Annotated in this window: 15 protein-coding genes; 8 read left to right on the forward strand and 7 right to left on the reverse strand. The window is 68.8% G+C overall.

What is annotated here, in order from left to right:
* Positions 1-127 precede the first annotated feature (127 nt).
* Genes Q0480_RS11915 through nagA form a run of 4 tightly spaced genes read left to right on the forward strand, consistent with a single transcriptional unit; the run spans position 128 to position 3,946 of the window.
* Entirely contained in the window at positions 128-979 is an 852-nt protein-coding gene (locus Q0480_RS11915; protein ID WP_299133205.1) for a BadF/BadG/BcrA/BcrD ATPase family protein, read from the forward strand.
* On the forward strand, positions 976-1,746 hold the full coding sequence (locus Q0480_RS11920; RefSeq protein ID WP_299133206.1) for a GntR family transcriptional regulator: 771 nt from the start codon (positions 976-978) through the stop codon (positions 1,744-1,746). The genes Q0480_RS11915 and Q0480_RS11920 overlap by 4 nt, the downstream gene beginning before the upstream one ends.
* Entirely contained in the window at positions 1,743-2,777 is a 1,035-nt protein-coding gene (locus Q0480_RS11925; RefSeq protein ID WP_299133209.1) for an SIS domain-containing protein, read from the forward strand. Before Q0480_RS11920 ends, Q0480_RS11925 begins: the two co-directional genes overlap by 4 nt.
* Positions 2,774-3,946, forward strand: coding sequence for an N-acetylglucosamine-6-phosphate deacetylase (gene nagA, locus Q0480_RS11930; RefSeq protein WP_299133212.1), 1,173 nt, complete (start codon positions 2,774-2,776; stop codon positions 3,944-3,946). The genes Q0480_RS11925 and nagA overlap by 4 nt, the downstream gene beginning before the upstream one ends.
* Before the next feature lie 88 nt (positions 3,947-4,034).
* Here the strand turns inward: nagA and Q0480_RS11935 are convergent, their stop codons facing one another.
* The 4 genes from Q0480_RS11935 to metZ all read right to left on the reverse strand — a co-directional run bounded on the left by Q0480_RS11935 (position 4,035) and on the right by metZ (position 8,450).
* A complete protein-coding gene (locus Q0480_RS11935; protein ID WP_299133215.1) occupies positions 4,035-4,319 on the reverse strand; it encodes an acylphosphatase in 285 nt (94 codons plus the stop codon).
* A 67-nt stretch (positions 4,320-4,386) separates the two neighbouring features.
* On the reverse strand, positions 4,387-5,769 hold the full coding sequence (gene rimO, locus Q0480_RS11940) for a 30S ribosomal protein S12 methylthiotransferase RimO (protein WP_299133218.1): 1,383 nt from the start codon (positions 5,767-5,769) through the stop codon (positions 4,387-4,389).
* A 306-nt stretch (positions 5,770-6,075) separates the two neighbouring features.
* Positions 6,076-7,173 (reverse strand): GTP cyclohydrolase FolE2, encoded by a 1,098-nt coding sequence (gene folE2 / locus Q0480_RS11945; RefSeq protein ID WP_299133220.1) that lies wholly within the window; start codon positions 7,171-7,173, stop codon positions 6,076-6,078.
* Between the two features lie 95 nt (positions 7,174-7,268).
* A complete protein-coding gene (gene metZ, locus Q0480_RS11950) occupies positions 7,269-8,450 on the reverse strand; it encodes an O-succinylhomoserine sulfhydrylase (protein WP_299133223.1) in 1,182 nt (393 codons plus the stop codon).
* A gap of 440 nt (positions 8,451-8,890) precedes the next feature.
* On the opposite strand from metZ, the gene Q0480_RS11955 reads away from it, so the two are divergent.
* A complete protein-coding gene (locus Q0480_RS11955; RefSeq protein ID WP_299133225.1) occupies positions 8,891-9,598 on the forward strand; it encodes a glutathione S-transferase N-terminal domain-containing protein in 708 nt (235 codons plus the stop codon).
* A 45-nt stretch (positions 9,599-9,643) separates the two neighbouring features.
* On the opposite strand, the gene Q0480_RS11960 is transcribed toward Q0480_RS11955, so the two are convergent.
* Positions 9,644-10,045, reverse strand: coding sequence for a cytochrome c family protein (locus Q0480_RS11960; protein WP_299133227.1), 402 nt, complete (start codon positions 10,043-10,045; stop codon positions 9,644-9,646).
* A gap of 216 nt (positions 10,046-10,261) precedes the next feature.
* Here Q0480_RS11960 and Q0480_RS11965 point away from each other — a divergent pair, with 216 nt between their 5' ends.
* Entirely contained in the window at positions 10,262-10,639 is a 378-nt protein-coding gene (locus Q0480_RS11965) for a RidA family protein (RefSeq protein ID WP_299133229.1), read from the forward strand.
* A 121-nt stretch (positions 10,640-10,760) separates the two neighbouring features.
* On the forward strand, positions 10,761-11,408 hold the full coding sequence (locus Q0480_RS11970; protein ID WP_299133231.1) for an OmpW family outer membrane protein: 648 nt from the start codon (positions 10,761-10,763) through the stop codon (positions 11,406-11,408).
* 36 nt (positions 11,409-11,444) lie between these two features.
* Here the strand turns inward: Q0480_RS11970 and Q0480_RS11975 are convergent, their stop codons facing one another.
* Positions 11,445-11,981, reverse strand: coding sequence for a hypothetical protein (locus Q0480_RS11975; RefSeq protein ID WP_299133232.1), 537 nt, complete (start codon positions 11,979-11,981; stop codon positions 11,445-11,447).
* A gap of 243 nt (positions 11,982-12,224) precedes the next feature.
* Positions 12,225-13,628, reverse strand: a complete 1,404-nt coding sequence (locus Q0480_RS11980; RefSeq protein WP_299133233.1) for a short-chain fatty acyl-CoA regulator family protein — start codon at positions 13,626-13,628, stop codon at positions 12,225-12,227.
* 131 nt (positions 13,629-13,759) lie between these two features.
* Here Q0480_RS11980 and Q0480_RS11985 point away from each other — a divergent pair.
* The coding region (locus Q0480_RS11985; RefSeq protein WP_299133235.1) for a carboxyl transferase domain-containing protein at positions 13,760-14,644 on the forward strand (885 nt) is incomplete at its 3' end.

Below are 14,644 nucleotides of genomic sequence, written 5' to 3' on the forward strand. Positions count from 1 at the left end.
CAAAACAATACCAATTGTCCAGACGTTTGACGGAGATCGGCATCGGAAGGCTATTTCGCGCCTGCGAATGCGGAAGGCTTGGCCTTTTGGTATTGGTTTGGTATCTTGTCCGGCGAAGGGAGTCGCCATGAAGCTGTATCTGGGGGTGGACGGCGGCGGGACGGGTTGCCGCGCGGCGGTGGCCGACGGCGCCGGGCGGATCCTCGGCCGGGGCGAGGGCGCCGCCTCGAACATCATGTCCGACCCCGATGGCGCGCGCGAGAACATCCTCGCCGCCGCGACGGCCGCGCTCGAAGCGGCCGACGTCGCGGCGGAGCTCGAGGATTTGCACGCCGTGCTCGGCCTCGCCGGCGCGAACGTGGCCAAGGCCGCGTCGCGGCTGATGGCCAGGCTGCCGTTCGCGAGCACCCGGTTGGAGAGCGACGCGCTGATCGCGCTGAAGGGCGCGCTCGGCGAGGAGGATGGTGTGACGGCGGCGCTCGGCACCGGATCGATCTTCGCGTCGCAGCGCGCCGGTGTCGCGCGGATGATCGGTGGATGGGGCTTTCGCCTCGGCGATCAGGCCAGCGGCGCGCGCATGGGGCGCGACCTGCTCGAACAGGCGCTGCTCGCGCATGACGGCCTGCGCCCGCGCTCGGCGCTGCTCGACGCGGTGGTGGTGGAGGCGGGCGGGCCCGAGGGGCTGGTCGCCTTCGCGCACGCCGCGACGCCGGCGGACTATGCGCGCCATGCGCGGCGGCTGATCGAGGCGGATCTCGAGGGCGACGAGGGTGCCGCCTGGGTGCTCGGCAAGGCCGATACCGACATCGCGCTCGCGATCGACCATCTTCAGACGGAAGGCATGGTTCAGGTGTGTTTCCTCGGCGGCCTCGGCAAGCTGTTCGAGACGCGGCTCGCGGACCGCTACGCCGGGCTGATCGCCACGCCGAAGGGCACGGCGCTCGATGGCGCGCTCGCCATGGCGCGCGGGATGGCGTGATGGCCCTGTTCTCGCATGGCGCGTTTCACGAGGCCGGCGGCGGGCCGCTCTATCTCCGGCTCAGCCAGCGGATCGCCGGCGAGATCGCGAGCGGCGGGCTCGCCCCGGGGCAAGGCCTGCCGCCCGAGCGGGAGATAGCGGCGCTGACCGGCCTCAGCCGGGTGACGGTGCGCAAGGCGGTGCAGTCGCTCGTCCGGTCCGGCCAACTCGTCCAGCGTCGCGGCTCGGGGACCTTCGTCGCGCCGAAGGTGGAGAAGGTGGAGCAGGCGCTGTCGATGCTCACCTCCTTCTCCGAGGACATGGCGCGGCGCGGCAAGGCCGTGCGCTCGGTCTGGCTGTCGCGCAGCGTTCACGCGCCGGCGCCGGAGGAGATGATGGTGCTGGGTTTGAGCGCGCAGGACCACGTGGCACGGCTCGAGCGGGTGCGGCTGGCCGACGATGTGCCGATGGCGATCGAGCGCGCGACGCTCGCAACCTCGATCCTGCCCGACCCGATGGCGGTCGAGGGGTCGCTCTACGCCGTCCTCGCGGCTCGGGGTACGCGGCCGACGCGGGCGGTGCAGCGGATTTCGGCTGCCAATCTCGGGCCTCGCGACGCGGAACTGCTGGAGGTCCCGGTCGGCGCCGCCGGTCTCTGGATCGAGCGGGTGTCCTATCTGCCGAGCGGGCGGGTCATCGAATTCACCCGCTCGATCTATCGCGGCGACGCCTATGACTTCGCCGCCGAGCTGCAAATCCCCGCCGAGGCGGAAAGGGGAGCGTCATGACCGAGACCACGACCTTCATGCGGGCCGAGGTGCTGGATATTCCGGCCGCGACGCGACGGTTTCTGGAGGGCGGGCGCGACGAGATCGCCCGCGCCGCCGCTGCGATGCGCGCGGCCGCCCCCGGGCTCGTGGTGACCGTGGCGCGGGGATCGTCGGACCACGCGGCGACCTATCTGAAATACGCGGTGGAATTGACCGCCGGTCTGCCGGTCGCCTCGGTCGGGCCGTCGGTCGCCTCGGTCTACGGCCGGCGGCTGCGCCTCGGCAAGGCGGCTTGCGTCGGGATCTCGCAATCCGGCCAGAGCCCCGACATCGTCGAGATGATGCGCCAGTGCAAGGCCGGCGGCGCGCTGGCGCTCGCCATCACCAATTTCGACCGGTCGCCGATGGCGGCGGCTTGCGACCATACGCTGGCGCTCCGCGTCGGGCCGGAGCGGAGCGTGGCGGCGACCAAGACCTTCGTCGTCTCGGTGCTCGCCGCGCTGGCGCTGCTCGCCGAATGGCAGGAGGACGAAGGTTTGCGCGGCGCGGTCGCGGCGGCGCCCGAGGCCTTCAAGCGGGCGCTCGCCTGCGACTGGAGCCCGCTCGCCGACCGGCTGGACGGCGCGGAGTCGCTCTTCGTGCTCGGCCGCGGGCCGGGTTTCGCGATCGCGAGCGAGATGGCGCTGAAGTTCAAGGAGACCTGCGGCCTGCATGCCGAAAGCTACAGCGCGGCGGAGGTGTTGCACGGGCCGGCGGCGCTGGCGCGGGAGCGCTTCCCCGTGCTGGCGCTCGGCGTCGAGGACGCGGCGCTGCCCGGCGTCGTCGCCACGGCGGAGCGGCTGGTCGGGCAGGGCGCGGACGTGTTCCTGACCGCGGTTGGCGCGGCGCCGCCGGTGACGCCGCTACCGAGCGTCGGTGGTCTGCATCCGCTGCTGGCGCCGCTGGCGCTGGTCGTCTCCTTCTATGTCTTCATCGAGGCGCTGGCGCGGCGGCGCGGGCTCAATCCCGACGAGCCGCCCTATCTGCGCAAGGTGACGGAGACGGTATGACCCCGATCATCTTCACCGGGGCCGCGATCTTCGACGGCACGAGACTACGCGAGGGCGCCGCGCTGGTGGTCGAGGACGGCGCGGTCGCCGAAATCGTGCCGGCCGAGGCGGTGCCGGACGGCGCGCTGGTCGAGCTCGACGGCGGCGTGCTGGCGCCCGGCTTTCTCGATCTGCAGGTGAACGGCGGCGGCGGTCTGATGCTCGGCGAGGCGGCGAGCGTCGAGGGGATCGCGGCGATCTGCGCGGCGCATGGCGGGCTCGGCAGCACCGGCCTTTTGCCGACGCTGATCACCGACACGCCGGAGGTGACGGCGGCGGTGATCGCGGCTGGCATCGCCGCGGCCGAAGCGGGGGTGCCGGGTTTTCTCGGCCTGCATCTCGAAGGGCCGCATCTCGATCCCGCGCGCAAGGGCGCCCATGATCCGGCGCTGATCCGGCCCATGACCCCCGGCGATCTCGCGCGGCTGACCGAGGCGGCGCGACGCCTGCCGGCGCTGATGGTGACGCTGGCGCCCGAGGCGGCGACCGAGGCCGAGATCGCGGCGCTGGCCGCCGCCGGGGTGATCGTCAGTCTGGGACACAGCGACGCGACCCTGGTCGCGGCGCGGGCGGCCTTCGCGGCGGGCGCGACCTCTGCGACGCATCTCTTCAACGCGATGAGCCCGCTCGGCCACCGCGAGCCGGGGATGGTCGGCGCCGTGCTCGACACACCCGGCGTCTATGCCGGCCTGATCGCCGATGGTGTGCATGTGGCGCCGGAGGTGATCCGCGTCGCGCTGGCGGCGAAGCCGGAGCGGATGTTTCTGGTGACCGATGCGATGGCGGTGGCGGGCACGACCCTCAGTGCCTTTACCCTCGGCGGGCGGCGGATCCTGCGGCGTGACGGGCGCCTGACGCTGGAGGACGGGACACTCGCCGGGGCCGATTGCGACATGCCGGGCGTGGTGCGCTATCTCACCCGGACCGTCGGCGCGCCGCTCACCCGCGCGTTGCGCATGGCCAGCGCGCTGCCCGCCGCGCTCCTCGGGCGATCGGACCGGCGCGGCCATCTCGCGCCGGGCTCGGCCGCGGACATGGTACATCTGGACGCGGATCTCGCGCTGGCCGGCGTCTGGCGCGGCGGCGCGCCGGTTTCGCGCGCGGGTCAGAGCGCGATCCAACCAGACTGAATCGTCTCGCGGTCAAGATATTGCGTTGTGTCCAGACTCTGGAGTGGACGAGCCGGCTCTGCCGGATCGGCTTCCGCTCCCGGCTCGATCAGAGTGTCACACGGAAATCGGAGGGGCTGTCGTCGGGGTCGGCGGGTTCGGTCAGGACCCGGTCGACGCGGGCGGCGGGTGGCCCGACGCGCAGGCGGTCGAGCATGAGGGTGACCGCCTCTTCGCGCCCGGTCAGCACGGCGCGGACCGATCCGTCGGGATCATTCGCGGCCCAGCCGCTGAGGCCGAGCCCTCGGGCTTCCGCCGCCATCCAGGCGCGAAATCCCACACCCTGCACCCGACCAATCACATGCACCGCCACCGATGCCGGTAGATTGTCCATGATCCCCTCCGTTCCCTGACCAAAGACATGGCGCGGGCGGAGCGCGTTGCCAAGAGGATCGCGCGCCTCAGACGCGGCGGGCCCAGAGATCGTAGTCGGCGGCTTCCTCGACCTCCACGGTCAGGATGTCGCCCGGAGCGAGCCCCTCGAAATCCTCGTCGATGAAGAGCTCGCCGTCGATCTCCGGCGCGTCGGCCTCGGTGCGGCAGGTGGCCGCCTCGGCGTCGACCGCGTCGACGATGACGCGAAGCCGCTGGCCGACCTTGGCTTCCAGCTTCGCCGCGCTGATCGCCTGCGACCGTTCCATGAAGCGGTTCCAGCGATCCTGCTTCACCTCGGCCGGCACATGGTCGGGCAGGGCGTTGGCCCGCGCGCCGGCCACGTTCTCGTACTGGAAGCAGCCGACCCGGTCGAGCCGCGCCTCGTCCAGCCAGTCGAGCAGATGCTGGAACTCGGCCTCGGTCTCGCCGGGATAGCCGACGATGAAGGTCGAGCGCAGCGTGATCCCCGGGCAATCCGCGCGCCAGCGGGCGATTTCGTCGAGCGTCCGCGCGCTGGCGGCCGGGCGGGCCATGCGGCGCAGCACGTCGGGATGGGAATGCTGAAACGGGATGTCGAGATAGGGCAGGATCAGCCCCTCGGCCATCAGCGGGATCAGCTCGCGCACATGCGGATAGGGATAGACATAGTGCAGCCGCACCCAGGCGCCGAGCGTCCCCAGCTCGCGCGCGAGGTCGGTGATATGGCTCCGCGCCGGGCGGCCGTGCCAGTCCGTGCTGTCATGCTTGCGGTCGATGCCATAGGCGGAGGTGTCCTGGCTGATCACCAGCAGCTCCCGCACCCCGGCGGCGACCAGCCGTTCGGCCTCGCGCAGCACCGCGTGCGCCGGACGCGAAACGAGGCGGCCGCGCATGTCCGGGATCACGCAAAACTTGCACTTGTGGTTACAGCCCTCTGAAATCTTGAGGTAACTGTAGTGGCGCGGGGTCAGGTGGACGGCGGAGGCCGGCAACAGATCGATGAAGGGATCCGGCGCCGGCGGTACCGCGCCATGCACCGCGTCGAGCACCTGTTCGTACTGGTGCGGCCCGGTGACGGCGAGCACGCTCGGATGCGCGCCGCGGACATAGCCCTCGTCCGCGCCGAGGCAGCCGGTGACGATCACGCGGCCGTTCTCGGTCAGCGCCTCGCCGATCGCCTCGAGGCTCTCGACCTTGGCGCTGTCGAGAAAGCCGCAGGTATTGACGATCACCGCGTCCGCGCCGGCATAGTCGGGCGAGATGGCATAACCCTCGGCGCGCAGGCGGGTGAGGATGCGCTCGCTGTCGACCAGCGCCTTGGGGCAGCCGAGGCTGACCATGCCGATGCGCGGTTGTCCCGGGCGCGCCTCGGCGTCGAGGCGCGGGCTCGGGGCGCGGTCCGGGCGCAGGTCGGGCGGGTTGAGGCTCATGGCGTCGCCATACACGCCGCGGGCGCGGGGAACAATCCCGGCCCCGGAGGCGCGCGACGTGTTTGGCCCTCCCCGAATGGGGCGCGCGTGACGGTCATGCCCTGCCGGGGGCATGACCGTTTTCAGCGGTCAAGCCGGGCATGCCCCTCAGGATCGCACGCTTCGGAGAAATCTCCGCCCCTGGCGCCCTCCGGAGGCTTCCTCCGGGCGCGCGACCGCCGCGACCTGCCACTGGCAGGTCGGCAAGGCGCGGCCGCGGACGAAATCGGCGTCGGATCGGCGAAAATGAACGTTGCGCCGGAGACGTCAGCCGACGTGATAGAGGCTGTCGAACAGCCGCGGGTCGTAGCTCGTCTGGCGGAAGGTCTCGCCCTTGGTCAGGATCGAGACCGCGTCATGGGAATGCAGCGATTCCTGATGGCTCGCCACCACCCGGAAGTCGCCGACCCGCGGATCCCGCTCCAGGGTGTCGCAGAGCAGGCGCACCGCGTCCTCGACGAAGATCGGGTTGGAGCCGTTCAGTTCGGCGAAGGCCTGCTCGTCCTCGCGCTTGACCATCACCTGGGTCTCGGTCGGTATCGCGGCGTTGCAGAGATCGACCACGTCCTCGAACCAGAGCACATCCTCTCCGACCAGCTCCACCGAGACCCGCGCCACCGAACGCTGGGAATGCGCGGTCGCGATCCGGCCCCGGTGACGGCGGGCATGCTCGCTGAGCTCCAGCGAGCAAGGGCAGGTCGAGGAATAGACATAGTCGAGATGCAGGATCCGCCGGGTCGCCTCGGCCGACTTGAGCATTTCGAGCGCCACGTCGTAATATTGATAGCCTTCGAGCCCGCTGCGCAGCGAGGAGCGCAGCATCGGATAGCTGAGCCGCATCTGGATGCGCGCGTCGTAGCTGTCGAGGTCATGGAGATAGGAGTCGAGCACCGCGCCGATCACCTCGAAGGAGAATGCGCTCTCCGCGTGCTTGTAGAAGGACCGCATGATCCGGCTCATGTTGATGCCCTTGCGGTTCGCTTCGAGCGAGACCGAGCCGGTCACCGAGGTTTCAAGTTGCAACTCGCCGCCGGCGCGGGCGCGGAAACGGATCGGCAGGCGGAAGTTCGAGATGCCGACATGCTGGATCTCGGTCTTCGCCCCCTTGATCAGGCTCGCCGGACCGTTCTGCAGATCGGGCAACGAAGCGAGATAGGCCGCGTCGGGCACGAAATCGACGGCGTAGGCGCGGGTCGGCGCCGTCGCCTCGCCGCGCAGCAGCGCCTCGACATTGGCCTCGCCGTCCTCGCCGCCGGCCCAGGCGAGCAGGACCCGCGCGGCCGCCCGCGCCTCATCCTCGCTCGGGCGCGCGTCTTCGGAGGGGGCAGTGCCGTCCAGCGTCGCTCTCGGACGGATCATGTTCATCGCGCCTTCTCCTCGGAGCGTTGGTGCCGGACCCAATAGATGGCAAGTTCGCGGCAAAAGGAAAGGACCACGGACGCGGTCCTTCGCCGCTCGCGTCAAACCGCCGCGAGCGCCTGCCGGATATCGCCGACCAGATCGTCCGGATCCTCGAGCCCGACCGAGAGCCGCACCATGCCGTCGCCAATGCCGAGCGCCGCGCGCTGTTCGGCCGACAGCCGCTGGTGCGTCGTCGTGGCGGGGTGGGTGACGAGGCTCTTCGCATCCCCGAGATTATTCGAGATCGCGATGATCCTGAGCGCGTCGAGGAAGCGGAAGGCGCCCGCCTTGCCGCCCTCGATCTCGAGGGCGAGCATGGTGCCGCCCGTCTCCATCTGGCGCGCGGCGAGCGCGTGCTGCGGATGGTCGGGCAGGCCGGGATAGATGAGCCGCGCGAGGCCCGGCGTTCCCGGAAATTCCGTCGCGATCCTCTCGGCGGTCGCGGCCTGCGCCCTGCAGCGCAGGTCGAGCGTCTCCATCCCCTTCAGCAGAACCCACGCGTTGAACGGGCTGATCGCGCCGCCGGTATGTTTCATGAAGCCTTCGAGCGGACCGCGCACGAAGTCCTGCCGGCCGAGCACCACGCCGCCGAGGCAGCGGCCCTGGCCGTCGATATGCTTGGTCGCCGAATAGATAACCACGTCGGCGCCGAGCGCGAGGCTGCGCTGCAGGATCGGCGTCGCGAAGACGTTGTCGACCACGAGCTCGGCGCCGACCCCATGCGCGATCTCGGCGACGCCGGCGATGTCGATGACCTCCAGAGTCGGGTTCGACAGCGCTTCGAGGAAGAAGAGCCGCGTGTCGGGCCGCGCCGCTGCCCGCCACTGGTCGAGGTCGGTGCCATCGACCAAGGTCACCTCGACGCCGAACCGCGGCAGCAGCGTCTCGATGATATAGAGACAGCTGCCGAAGAGCGCGCGCGCCGAGACGACGTGGTCGCCGGCCTGCAGCTGGCAGAAGAGCGCGCCATGTACCGCCGCCATGCCGGAAGCGGTGGCGAAGGCCGCCTCGGCGCCTTCGAGCGCGGCGATCCGGTCCTCGAACATCCGCGTGGTCGGATTGCCGTAGCGGGCATAGATGAACTCGTCCTCGCCGGACGCGATGAACCGCGCCTCGGCGGTCGCCGCGTCGGGATAGACGAAGCCCTGCGTCAGGAAGATCGCCTCGGAGGTCTCGCCATAGTGGCTGCGGCGCGTTCCCGCGTGCACGAGCCGCGTCCTTGGCCGCCAATCTTCGCTCATCTCTGAAACTCCCGCCGCCCCGCGCGAAGGCTGCCGACCGGGGCTCGCGCGGCTTAGCGAAGCCGGCGCCGCCGGTCAATGCCACGCGGCGCGGTCAAGGCTGTCACACGGCCTTCACCGAAGTGCCATGGCGGACCAACGCACGCGCGGCAAGGGCTTTCGAAACCAGCTGAAAAGGGTGCCCATGACCATCCTCGGCGTCAGTGCGTCACGCGACAGTCCGCGTTCGGTCGAGGGCGAGCCGGACCTCGCCGCGGCGCCGCGCTGCCCCCCTGATCCGACTGCCCGCGTGGGCGCCGATCGTGGCGCTGCTCCATGGCCACCGGTTCAACCCCCCGCGCGGAGGTCACGGTGTGGATCAATGGGGCCGATCCGATTGGGCTTGATCGGCGAGCCTTTCGGGCCACTATCGGCCGAAACCAGTTCGTTCAGGAAAGAGCATGACCAAGCCCATCGAACTCTACTACTGGCCGACGCCGAACGGGCGGAAGATCTCCATCGCGCTCTACGAGATGGACCTGCCGTTCGAGCTCCATCTCGTGAACATCGGCAAGGGCGAACAGTTCGATCCCGCCTTCCTCCGCATCGCGCCGAACAACCGGATGCCCGCGATCGTCGATCCCGACGGACCGGACGGCCTGCCGATCGCGATCTTCGAATCGGCGGCGATCCTGCAATATCTCGCGCGCAAGACCGGCAAGTTCTATGGTGCGACCGAGCGCCAGCGGGTCGAGATCGAGCAATGGCTGATGTGGCAGATGGGGGGCGTCGGGCCGATGGCGGGGCAGGCGCACCATTTCCTGAACTACGCGCCGAGCATGGATCCGCCGAACGATCTGCCCTACGCCAAGGAGCGTTACCGGAACGAGGTCGCGCGGCTCTATGGCGTGCTGAACCGGCGGCTCGCCGATCGCGACTATGTGGCGGGCGACTATTCGATCGCCGACATGGCGATCTGGCCGTGGGCGCGTGGCTGGGAGGGCCAGCGACAGGACATCACGCAGTTTCCGAACATGGCCGCCTGGCTCGACCGGATCTGGGAGCGTCCAGCGGTCAAATTGGGCTTCGCACTCGCCGAGGACCAGCGCGCGGACTACGCGGTCGACCGCGACGCGCAGAAGGTTCTGTTCGGCAAGCGTGGCGGCTGAGCGCGCGGGCGGGCGCTTTTGGCGCCCGCCGCCGTTTCCCCGCGTCTATTCCTTGCCGCCGTGCGCGTCGATATAGGCGATGACCGCGTGCCGGTCGTCCTCGGACTTGAGGCCGGCGAAGGCCATCTTGGTGCCGGGAACCAGCTTCTTGGGGTTTTCGAGGTACTGGAACAGGGTTTCGTCGTTCCAGACCAGTCCTCCCTTGCCGGCCTCGACCATCGCGTCGGAATATTTGAAGTCGGGCAGGGTGCCCGCGACCCGGCCGTTGAGGCCGTTCATCTCCGGGCCGACGCGGTTCTCCGCGCCCTCGCCGACCATGTGACAGGCGGCGCAGCGCTTGAAGATCTTCTCGCCCTTGGCGGCGATGTCCGCGTCCTGAGCCCAGGCGCTCGCGGCGGGAGCAGCGCCAAGGACGAGGATCAGCGTGACGAGTTTCGATGTCTGCATTTCCACCCCACGGAGATTAGGTTTCCGCTCGCCCCCTCGGCTCCGGCGCTCCGCCGCGCCTCGGCTCCCGCGGGCAAGCGCGGAAGGCCGAGAATATCCCGTTGGCGGCGCGCGGCAACTGGCGAAAAGTGCCGCATGCCGGCCGTTGACTGGCGCGACGGGACGGGCGACGAAGCCCGCGCTTCGCCCGTCGCCAGTGATAAGGAAGGACAGACCATGCGCCGCCTGATTTCGACCGGCTCACCCTTCGAGACCGAATTTGCCTACAGCCGCGCCGTGACACAGGGGGACTGGTGTTTCGTCGCCGGTACGACGGGCTATGACTACGCCACGATGTCCATGCCGGCGGACGTGGGGACACAGGCCGCGAACGCGCTCGCCACGATCGGCCGCGCGCTGGCGGAGGCCGGATTTGCGATGACGGACATCGCGCGGACGGTGATCTACCTGACCGATCCGGCCGACCATCCGGCGATAGGACCGGCGCTGCGCGCCGCGCTCGGTGACACGCGACCCGCGAATTCCACCGTGATCTGCGCCTTGATCCGCCCGGAGATGAAGGTCGAGATCGAGGTTACCGCCTTTCGGGGCTAAGCGCCTCCCCGCCGCCTTGTCGCCTCGGCGTCGGAATCGGGAGTGATCGCGGTTCGCTTACTGGAAAGTCGCGGCGAAAGGGTTACTATCGCGCCATTCGGAATGACTGGGGGATAGGAACATGACCAAGGCGATCACGACCATCGCTCTCGCGTCCACGCTCGCCGTGCTCGCCGGGGCTGCGAGTGCCCAGGGATTTGGTGACGGCTCCTTCTATGTGAAGGGCTTCGGCGGTGCGACCTGGCCGAGCAGCCAGGATTTTCAGCTGAACGGCAAGAACGGCGGCGGCAGTATCGACAGCGGGCTCGACTATGACACGGGCTATCTGCTCGGCATCGCCGGCGGCTACAACATCCGGCCGAACGTCGCGGTGGAACTCGAGTATGTGTACCGCAACGCCGACGCGGACGTGAAGAACTCGGGCGGCGTCTCCGCCACCACGGAGTCGAACGCCTGGATGGTGAACGGCATCTACAAGTTCTCGCCGGTCGGCGCGACGCAGCAGGTGGTGCCCTACCTCGGCGCCGGTCTCGGTATCGCGGATCTCGCCGTCGAAAACCTGGGGGTGACGGCGGACGTCGACAGCGACTATCAGCTGGCCTACCAGCTGATCGGCGGTGTCGGATATCAGCTGTCGCCGAACCTGACGCTGAATACCGAAGCGCGGTTCTTCGGCATCAACAACCAGACGCTGGAAAACGACGACGTCGACTTCAAGGCCAAGTACCACACGCTCGATCTTCTGATCGGCGCGACCTACTCGTTCTGACGACAGAGGGGCCGGGCGCGCGCGCCTGGCCCCGTCCTACGCCGCGCGGCGGCTCCGCCAGCGGGTGAAGAAGAAGATGCCGGCCAGTGCCAGCAGTGCCAGCAGGAACAGTATCCAGAGATACTGTTCGACATAGGCGACGGCCGCCGTGCCGAGGCCGAGTGCGACGCCGATGATCATCAGCCGCCAGTTGGCATAGACCCCGCAGGTATAGGTGCCGAGCGCCAGCACGACGCCGTTGAAAAGTCCGGTATCCGCGTTCGTCAGCCTTCCCGCGCTGATGAAGATGAAGACGAGTTCCAGCGCCGCCAGCACGCCAAGCCAGTGCAGCGCGGTGCGAAGCGTCGGGCCGGCCCAGGCGGTTCCGCGCGGTTCGTGGATCCAGTCGAGCGCGACGCAGAGCAAGCCGAAGACGATCGCAAGTCCGGACCAGTAGATCTGCGAGCCCTGCGAGACATCCGAGAGGGCGACACCACCAAAGGCGAGCAGCAGCATCACGCCGCCGATGATCGCGTCGAACGTGGGTCGCCAAGCGTCGATCCGCCGGGTTTCCGCGGGGGGCATGTCGGACATCCGGCTTCTCCGATCCAGTGATGCGGCGACTATGCCAAGGGTCGGCGGGCGTGACAATGGCGCCGCGGCGGGATTGCGCCTCGCGCCCGCGCACCCGGAGCGCGCGCGGGCAGGTCGCGAAGAGGGCCAGATTTCTCCGGAGCGTTCAGTCGTGGCGAGGATGTCCGGCTTGGCCGTCGCAAACGGTCGCGATCGTGAAGGGAAGATTCGGGACGGATGAGAGCGGGCCCAACGCGAAAGTCATCACAATATGGCGTAGGGGAGCAGGCCGCGCTCGTTGGGATCGACCGAGAGCCGGCGCTCCAGCGGCGGGACGGCGCGCTGGTGACAGGCGCGGCGCTCGCAGATGCGGCAGGAAATGCCGATCGGCTGATAGGAGGCGTCGTTGCGAATGTCGAGATCGTCGGCATAGATGATCTGCGCCGCGTGCGTGATCTCGCAGCCGAGACCGATCGCATAGCGTCGAACCGGCGCCCGGAAGCTGCCGCCCGGCTTCGAGACGTCGCGGGCGAGGCTTATGTATCGCGCGCCGTCGGGCGTCTCGGCGAGTTGGCGCAGGAACCGGCCCGGCGTCTCGAAGGCCTGGTGCACGTTCCACAGCGGGCAGGCGCCGCCGAAACGGGTGAACTGCAACCGCGTGGCCGAATGGCGCTTGGTGATGGTGCCGGCCTGGTCGACCCGGACGAAATAGAACGGCACGCCCTTGGCCCCGATCCGTTGCAGGCTCGAGAGCCGCTGGCCGACCTGCTCGATCGAGGCGTCGAAGGTCTGGGCCAGCGCCTCCATGTCATGGCGCAGCGCCTCGGCGCGTTCGAGGAAGCGCCCATAGGGCATCAGCGCCGCGCCGGCGAAATAGTTGGCGAGGCCGGTCTTGCAGATCGCCCGCGACGCCTCGGCGCGGAACCGGGCGAGGTCGAGCGTCGCCTCGAGCAGATCGTCATATTCGAGCAGGCCGATCTGGTGCAGGATCTGAAACGCCTGCGTCGCCGGTGCCGCGTGCGCGGCGAGGACGAGCCGTCGGGCCTCGGGATCGTAGCGGCGCAGCGGGGCCGCCGGATCCAGGACGAGAGTCACGCCGTGGCGCGCGCGGAGCCATTCCGCCAGCGCGGCCAGCCGGTCGCCGCCGCCGAGCTGGCTGGCGAAATATTCGGCGGCGCGGTCGATGGCGTCGAAATAATTGTCGCAATAGTGGAAGAAGTCCCGCACCTCCTCCCACGGCAGGGGGCTCAGCGGACTGTCCTCGCGGCCGAGCACCTCGTTCAGCTGCGCCAGCCGTTCGTTGGTCTGAAGATGCGCCCGGTGCAGGGTGAGAAAGGCGCGCGCCAGATTCGGTGCGTTCGAAGCCACGAGCTGGACATCGCCGAGCGGCGTGGCGTCCGGCCCGAATACCGGATCGGCCAGCGCCTCGCGCAAATCGGCGACGAGACGCTCGGTCGAGCCGGCGGCGATCTCCGCGACGTTGATGCCGAATTCCTGCGCGAGGCTCAGGATCACGCGCGCCGAGACCGGGCGATGGTTGTTCTCCATCTGGTTGAGGTAGGAGAGGGAAACCCCCAGTTTCGCAGCGTATTCCGCCTGAGTCAGGTTGAGCCGAACGCGGATTTCGCGCAGTTTCGCACCGACATAGAGCTTGCGAGTCCGGGCCATGGCTTTGCAAGTTTGCAATTCGCAATCTGGCTTTGCAATAGGATTTGCAAATCCACCGAACAACGCTTGTTCGGGGTCGCCGCATCTGGCACAGCTTTCGCCAAATCGAACGATACGCGGAGGAGAGTCCGGTGAAGGCAATTCTCGAACAGCTCGAAGATCGGCGCTCGGAGGCGCGGCTCGGGGGCGGGCTGGCGCGCATCAAGGCGCAGCATGCCAAGGGCAAGCTGACGGCGCGCGAGCGGATCGAGGTTCTGCTGGACGAGGGCAGCTTCGAGGAGTTCGACATGTTCGTCGCGCATCGCTCGACCGATTTCGGCATGGAGAACCAGCACTATCCGGGCGACGGGGTCGTCACCGGCTGGGGCACGATCAACGGTCGCCTGGTCTATGTCTTCAGCCAGGACTTCACCGTGTTCGGCGGGTCACTGAGCGAAACCCATGCGCAGAAGATCTGCAAGATCATGGATATGGCGGTGCAGAACGGCGCGCCGGTGATCGGGCTGAACGATTCCGGCGGCGCGCGCATTCAGGAGGGCGTCGCCTCGCTCGCCGGCTACGCCGACGTGTTCCAGCGCAACATCATGGCGAGCGGCGTCATTCCGCAGATCAGCGTCATCATGGGGCCCTGCGCCGGCGGCGCGGTCTACAGCCCGGCGATGACCGACTTCATCTTCATGGTGAAGGACAGCTCGTACATGTTCGTCACCGGCCCCGAGGTGGTGAAGACCGTGACGCACGAGGAAGTGACGGCCGAGGAATTGGGCGGCGCCACCACGCACACCAGCCGCAGCGGTGTGGCCGACCTGGCATTTGAAAACGACGTAGAGGCGCTGCTGATGCTGCGCCGCCTGTACAACTACCTGCCGCTCAACAACCGCGAGAAGGCGCCGGTGCGCCCCAGCAACGACCCGGCCGACCGCATGGACCTGAGCCTGGACACGCTGGTGCCCGACAACCCCAACAAGCCCTACGACATGAAGGAGCTGATCCTCAAGACGGTGGACGACGGGGAC

This window comes from uncultured Amaricoccus sp. (assembly GCF_937891315.1).
Classification (GTDB): Bacteria; Pseudomonadota; Alphaproteobacteria; order Rhodobacterales; family Rhodobacteraceae; genus Amaricoccus.

Bases quoted from the DNA above. Each gene is read 5' to 3' on its own strand.
- Q0480_RS11915 (WP_299133205.1), top strand. From the start codon at position 128: ATGAAGCTGTATCTGGGGGTGGACGGCGGCGGGACGGGTTGCCGCGCG.
- Q0480_RS11925 (WP_299133209.1), top strand. From the start codon at position 1,743: ATGACCGAGACCACGACCTTCATGCGGGCCGAGGTGCTGGATATTCCG.
- folE2 (WP_299133220.1), bottom strand. From the start codon at position 7,173: ATGAACATGATCCGTCCGAGAGCGACGCTGGACGGCACTGCCCCCTCC.
- Q0480_RS11935 (WP_299133215.1), bottom strand. From the start codon at position 4,319: ATGGACAATCTACCGGCATCGGTGGCGGTGCATGTGATTGGTCGGGTG.
- Q0480_RS11980 (WP_299133233.1), bottom strand. From the start codon at position 13,628: ATGGCCCGGACTCGCAAGCTCTATGTCGGTGCGAAACTGCGCGAAATC.
- Q0480_RS11960 (WP_299133227.1), bottom strand. From the start codon at position 10,045: ATGCAGACATCGAAACTCGTCACGCTGATCCTCGTCCTTGGCGCTGCT.
- Q0480_RS11975 (WP_299133232.1), bottom strand. From the start codon at position 11,981: ATGTCCGACATGCCCCCCGCGGAAACCCGGCGGATCGACGCTTGGCGA.
- Q0480_RS11955 (WP_299133225.1), top strand. From the start codon at position 8,891: ATGACCAAGCCCATCGAACTCTACTACTGGCCGACGCCGAACGGGCGG.
- rimO (WP_299133218.1), bottom strand. From the start codon at position 5,769: ATGAGCCTCAACCCGCCCGACCTGCGCCCGGACCGCGCCCCGAGCCCG.
- Q0480_RS11970 (WP_299133231.1), top strand. From the start codon at position 10,761: ATGACCAAGGCGATCACGACCATCGCTCTCGCGTCCACGCTCGCCGTG.
- nagA (WP_299133212.1), top strand. From the start codon at position 2,774: ATGACCCCGATCATCTTCACCGGGGCCGCGATCTTCGACGGCACGAGA.
- Q0480_RS11965 (WP_299133229.1), top strand. From the start codon at position 10,262: ATGCGCCGCCTGATTTCGACCGGCTCACCCTTCGAGACCGAATTTGCC.
- metZ (WP_299133223.1), bottom strand. From the start codon at position 8,450: ATGAGCGAAGATTGGCGGCCAAGGACGCGGCTCGTGCACGCGGGAACG.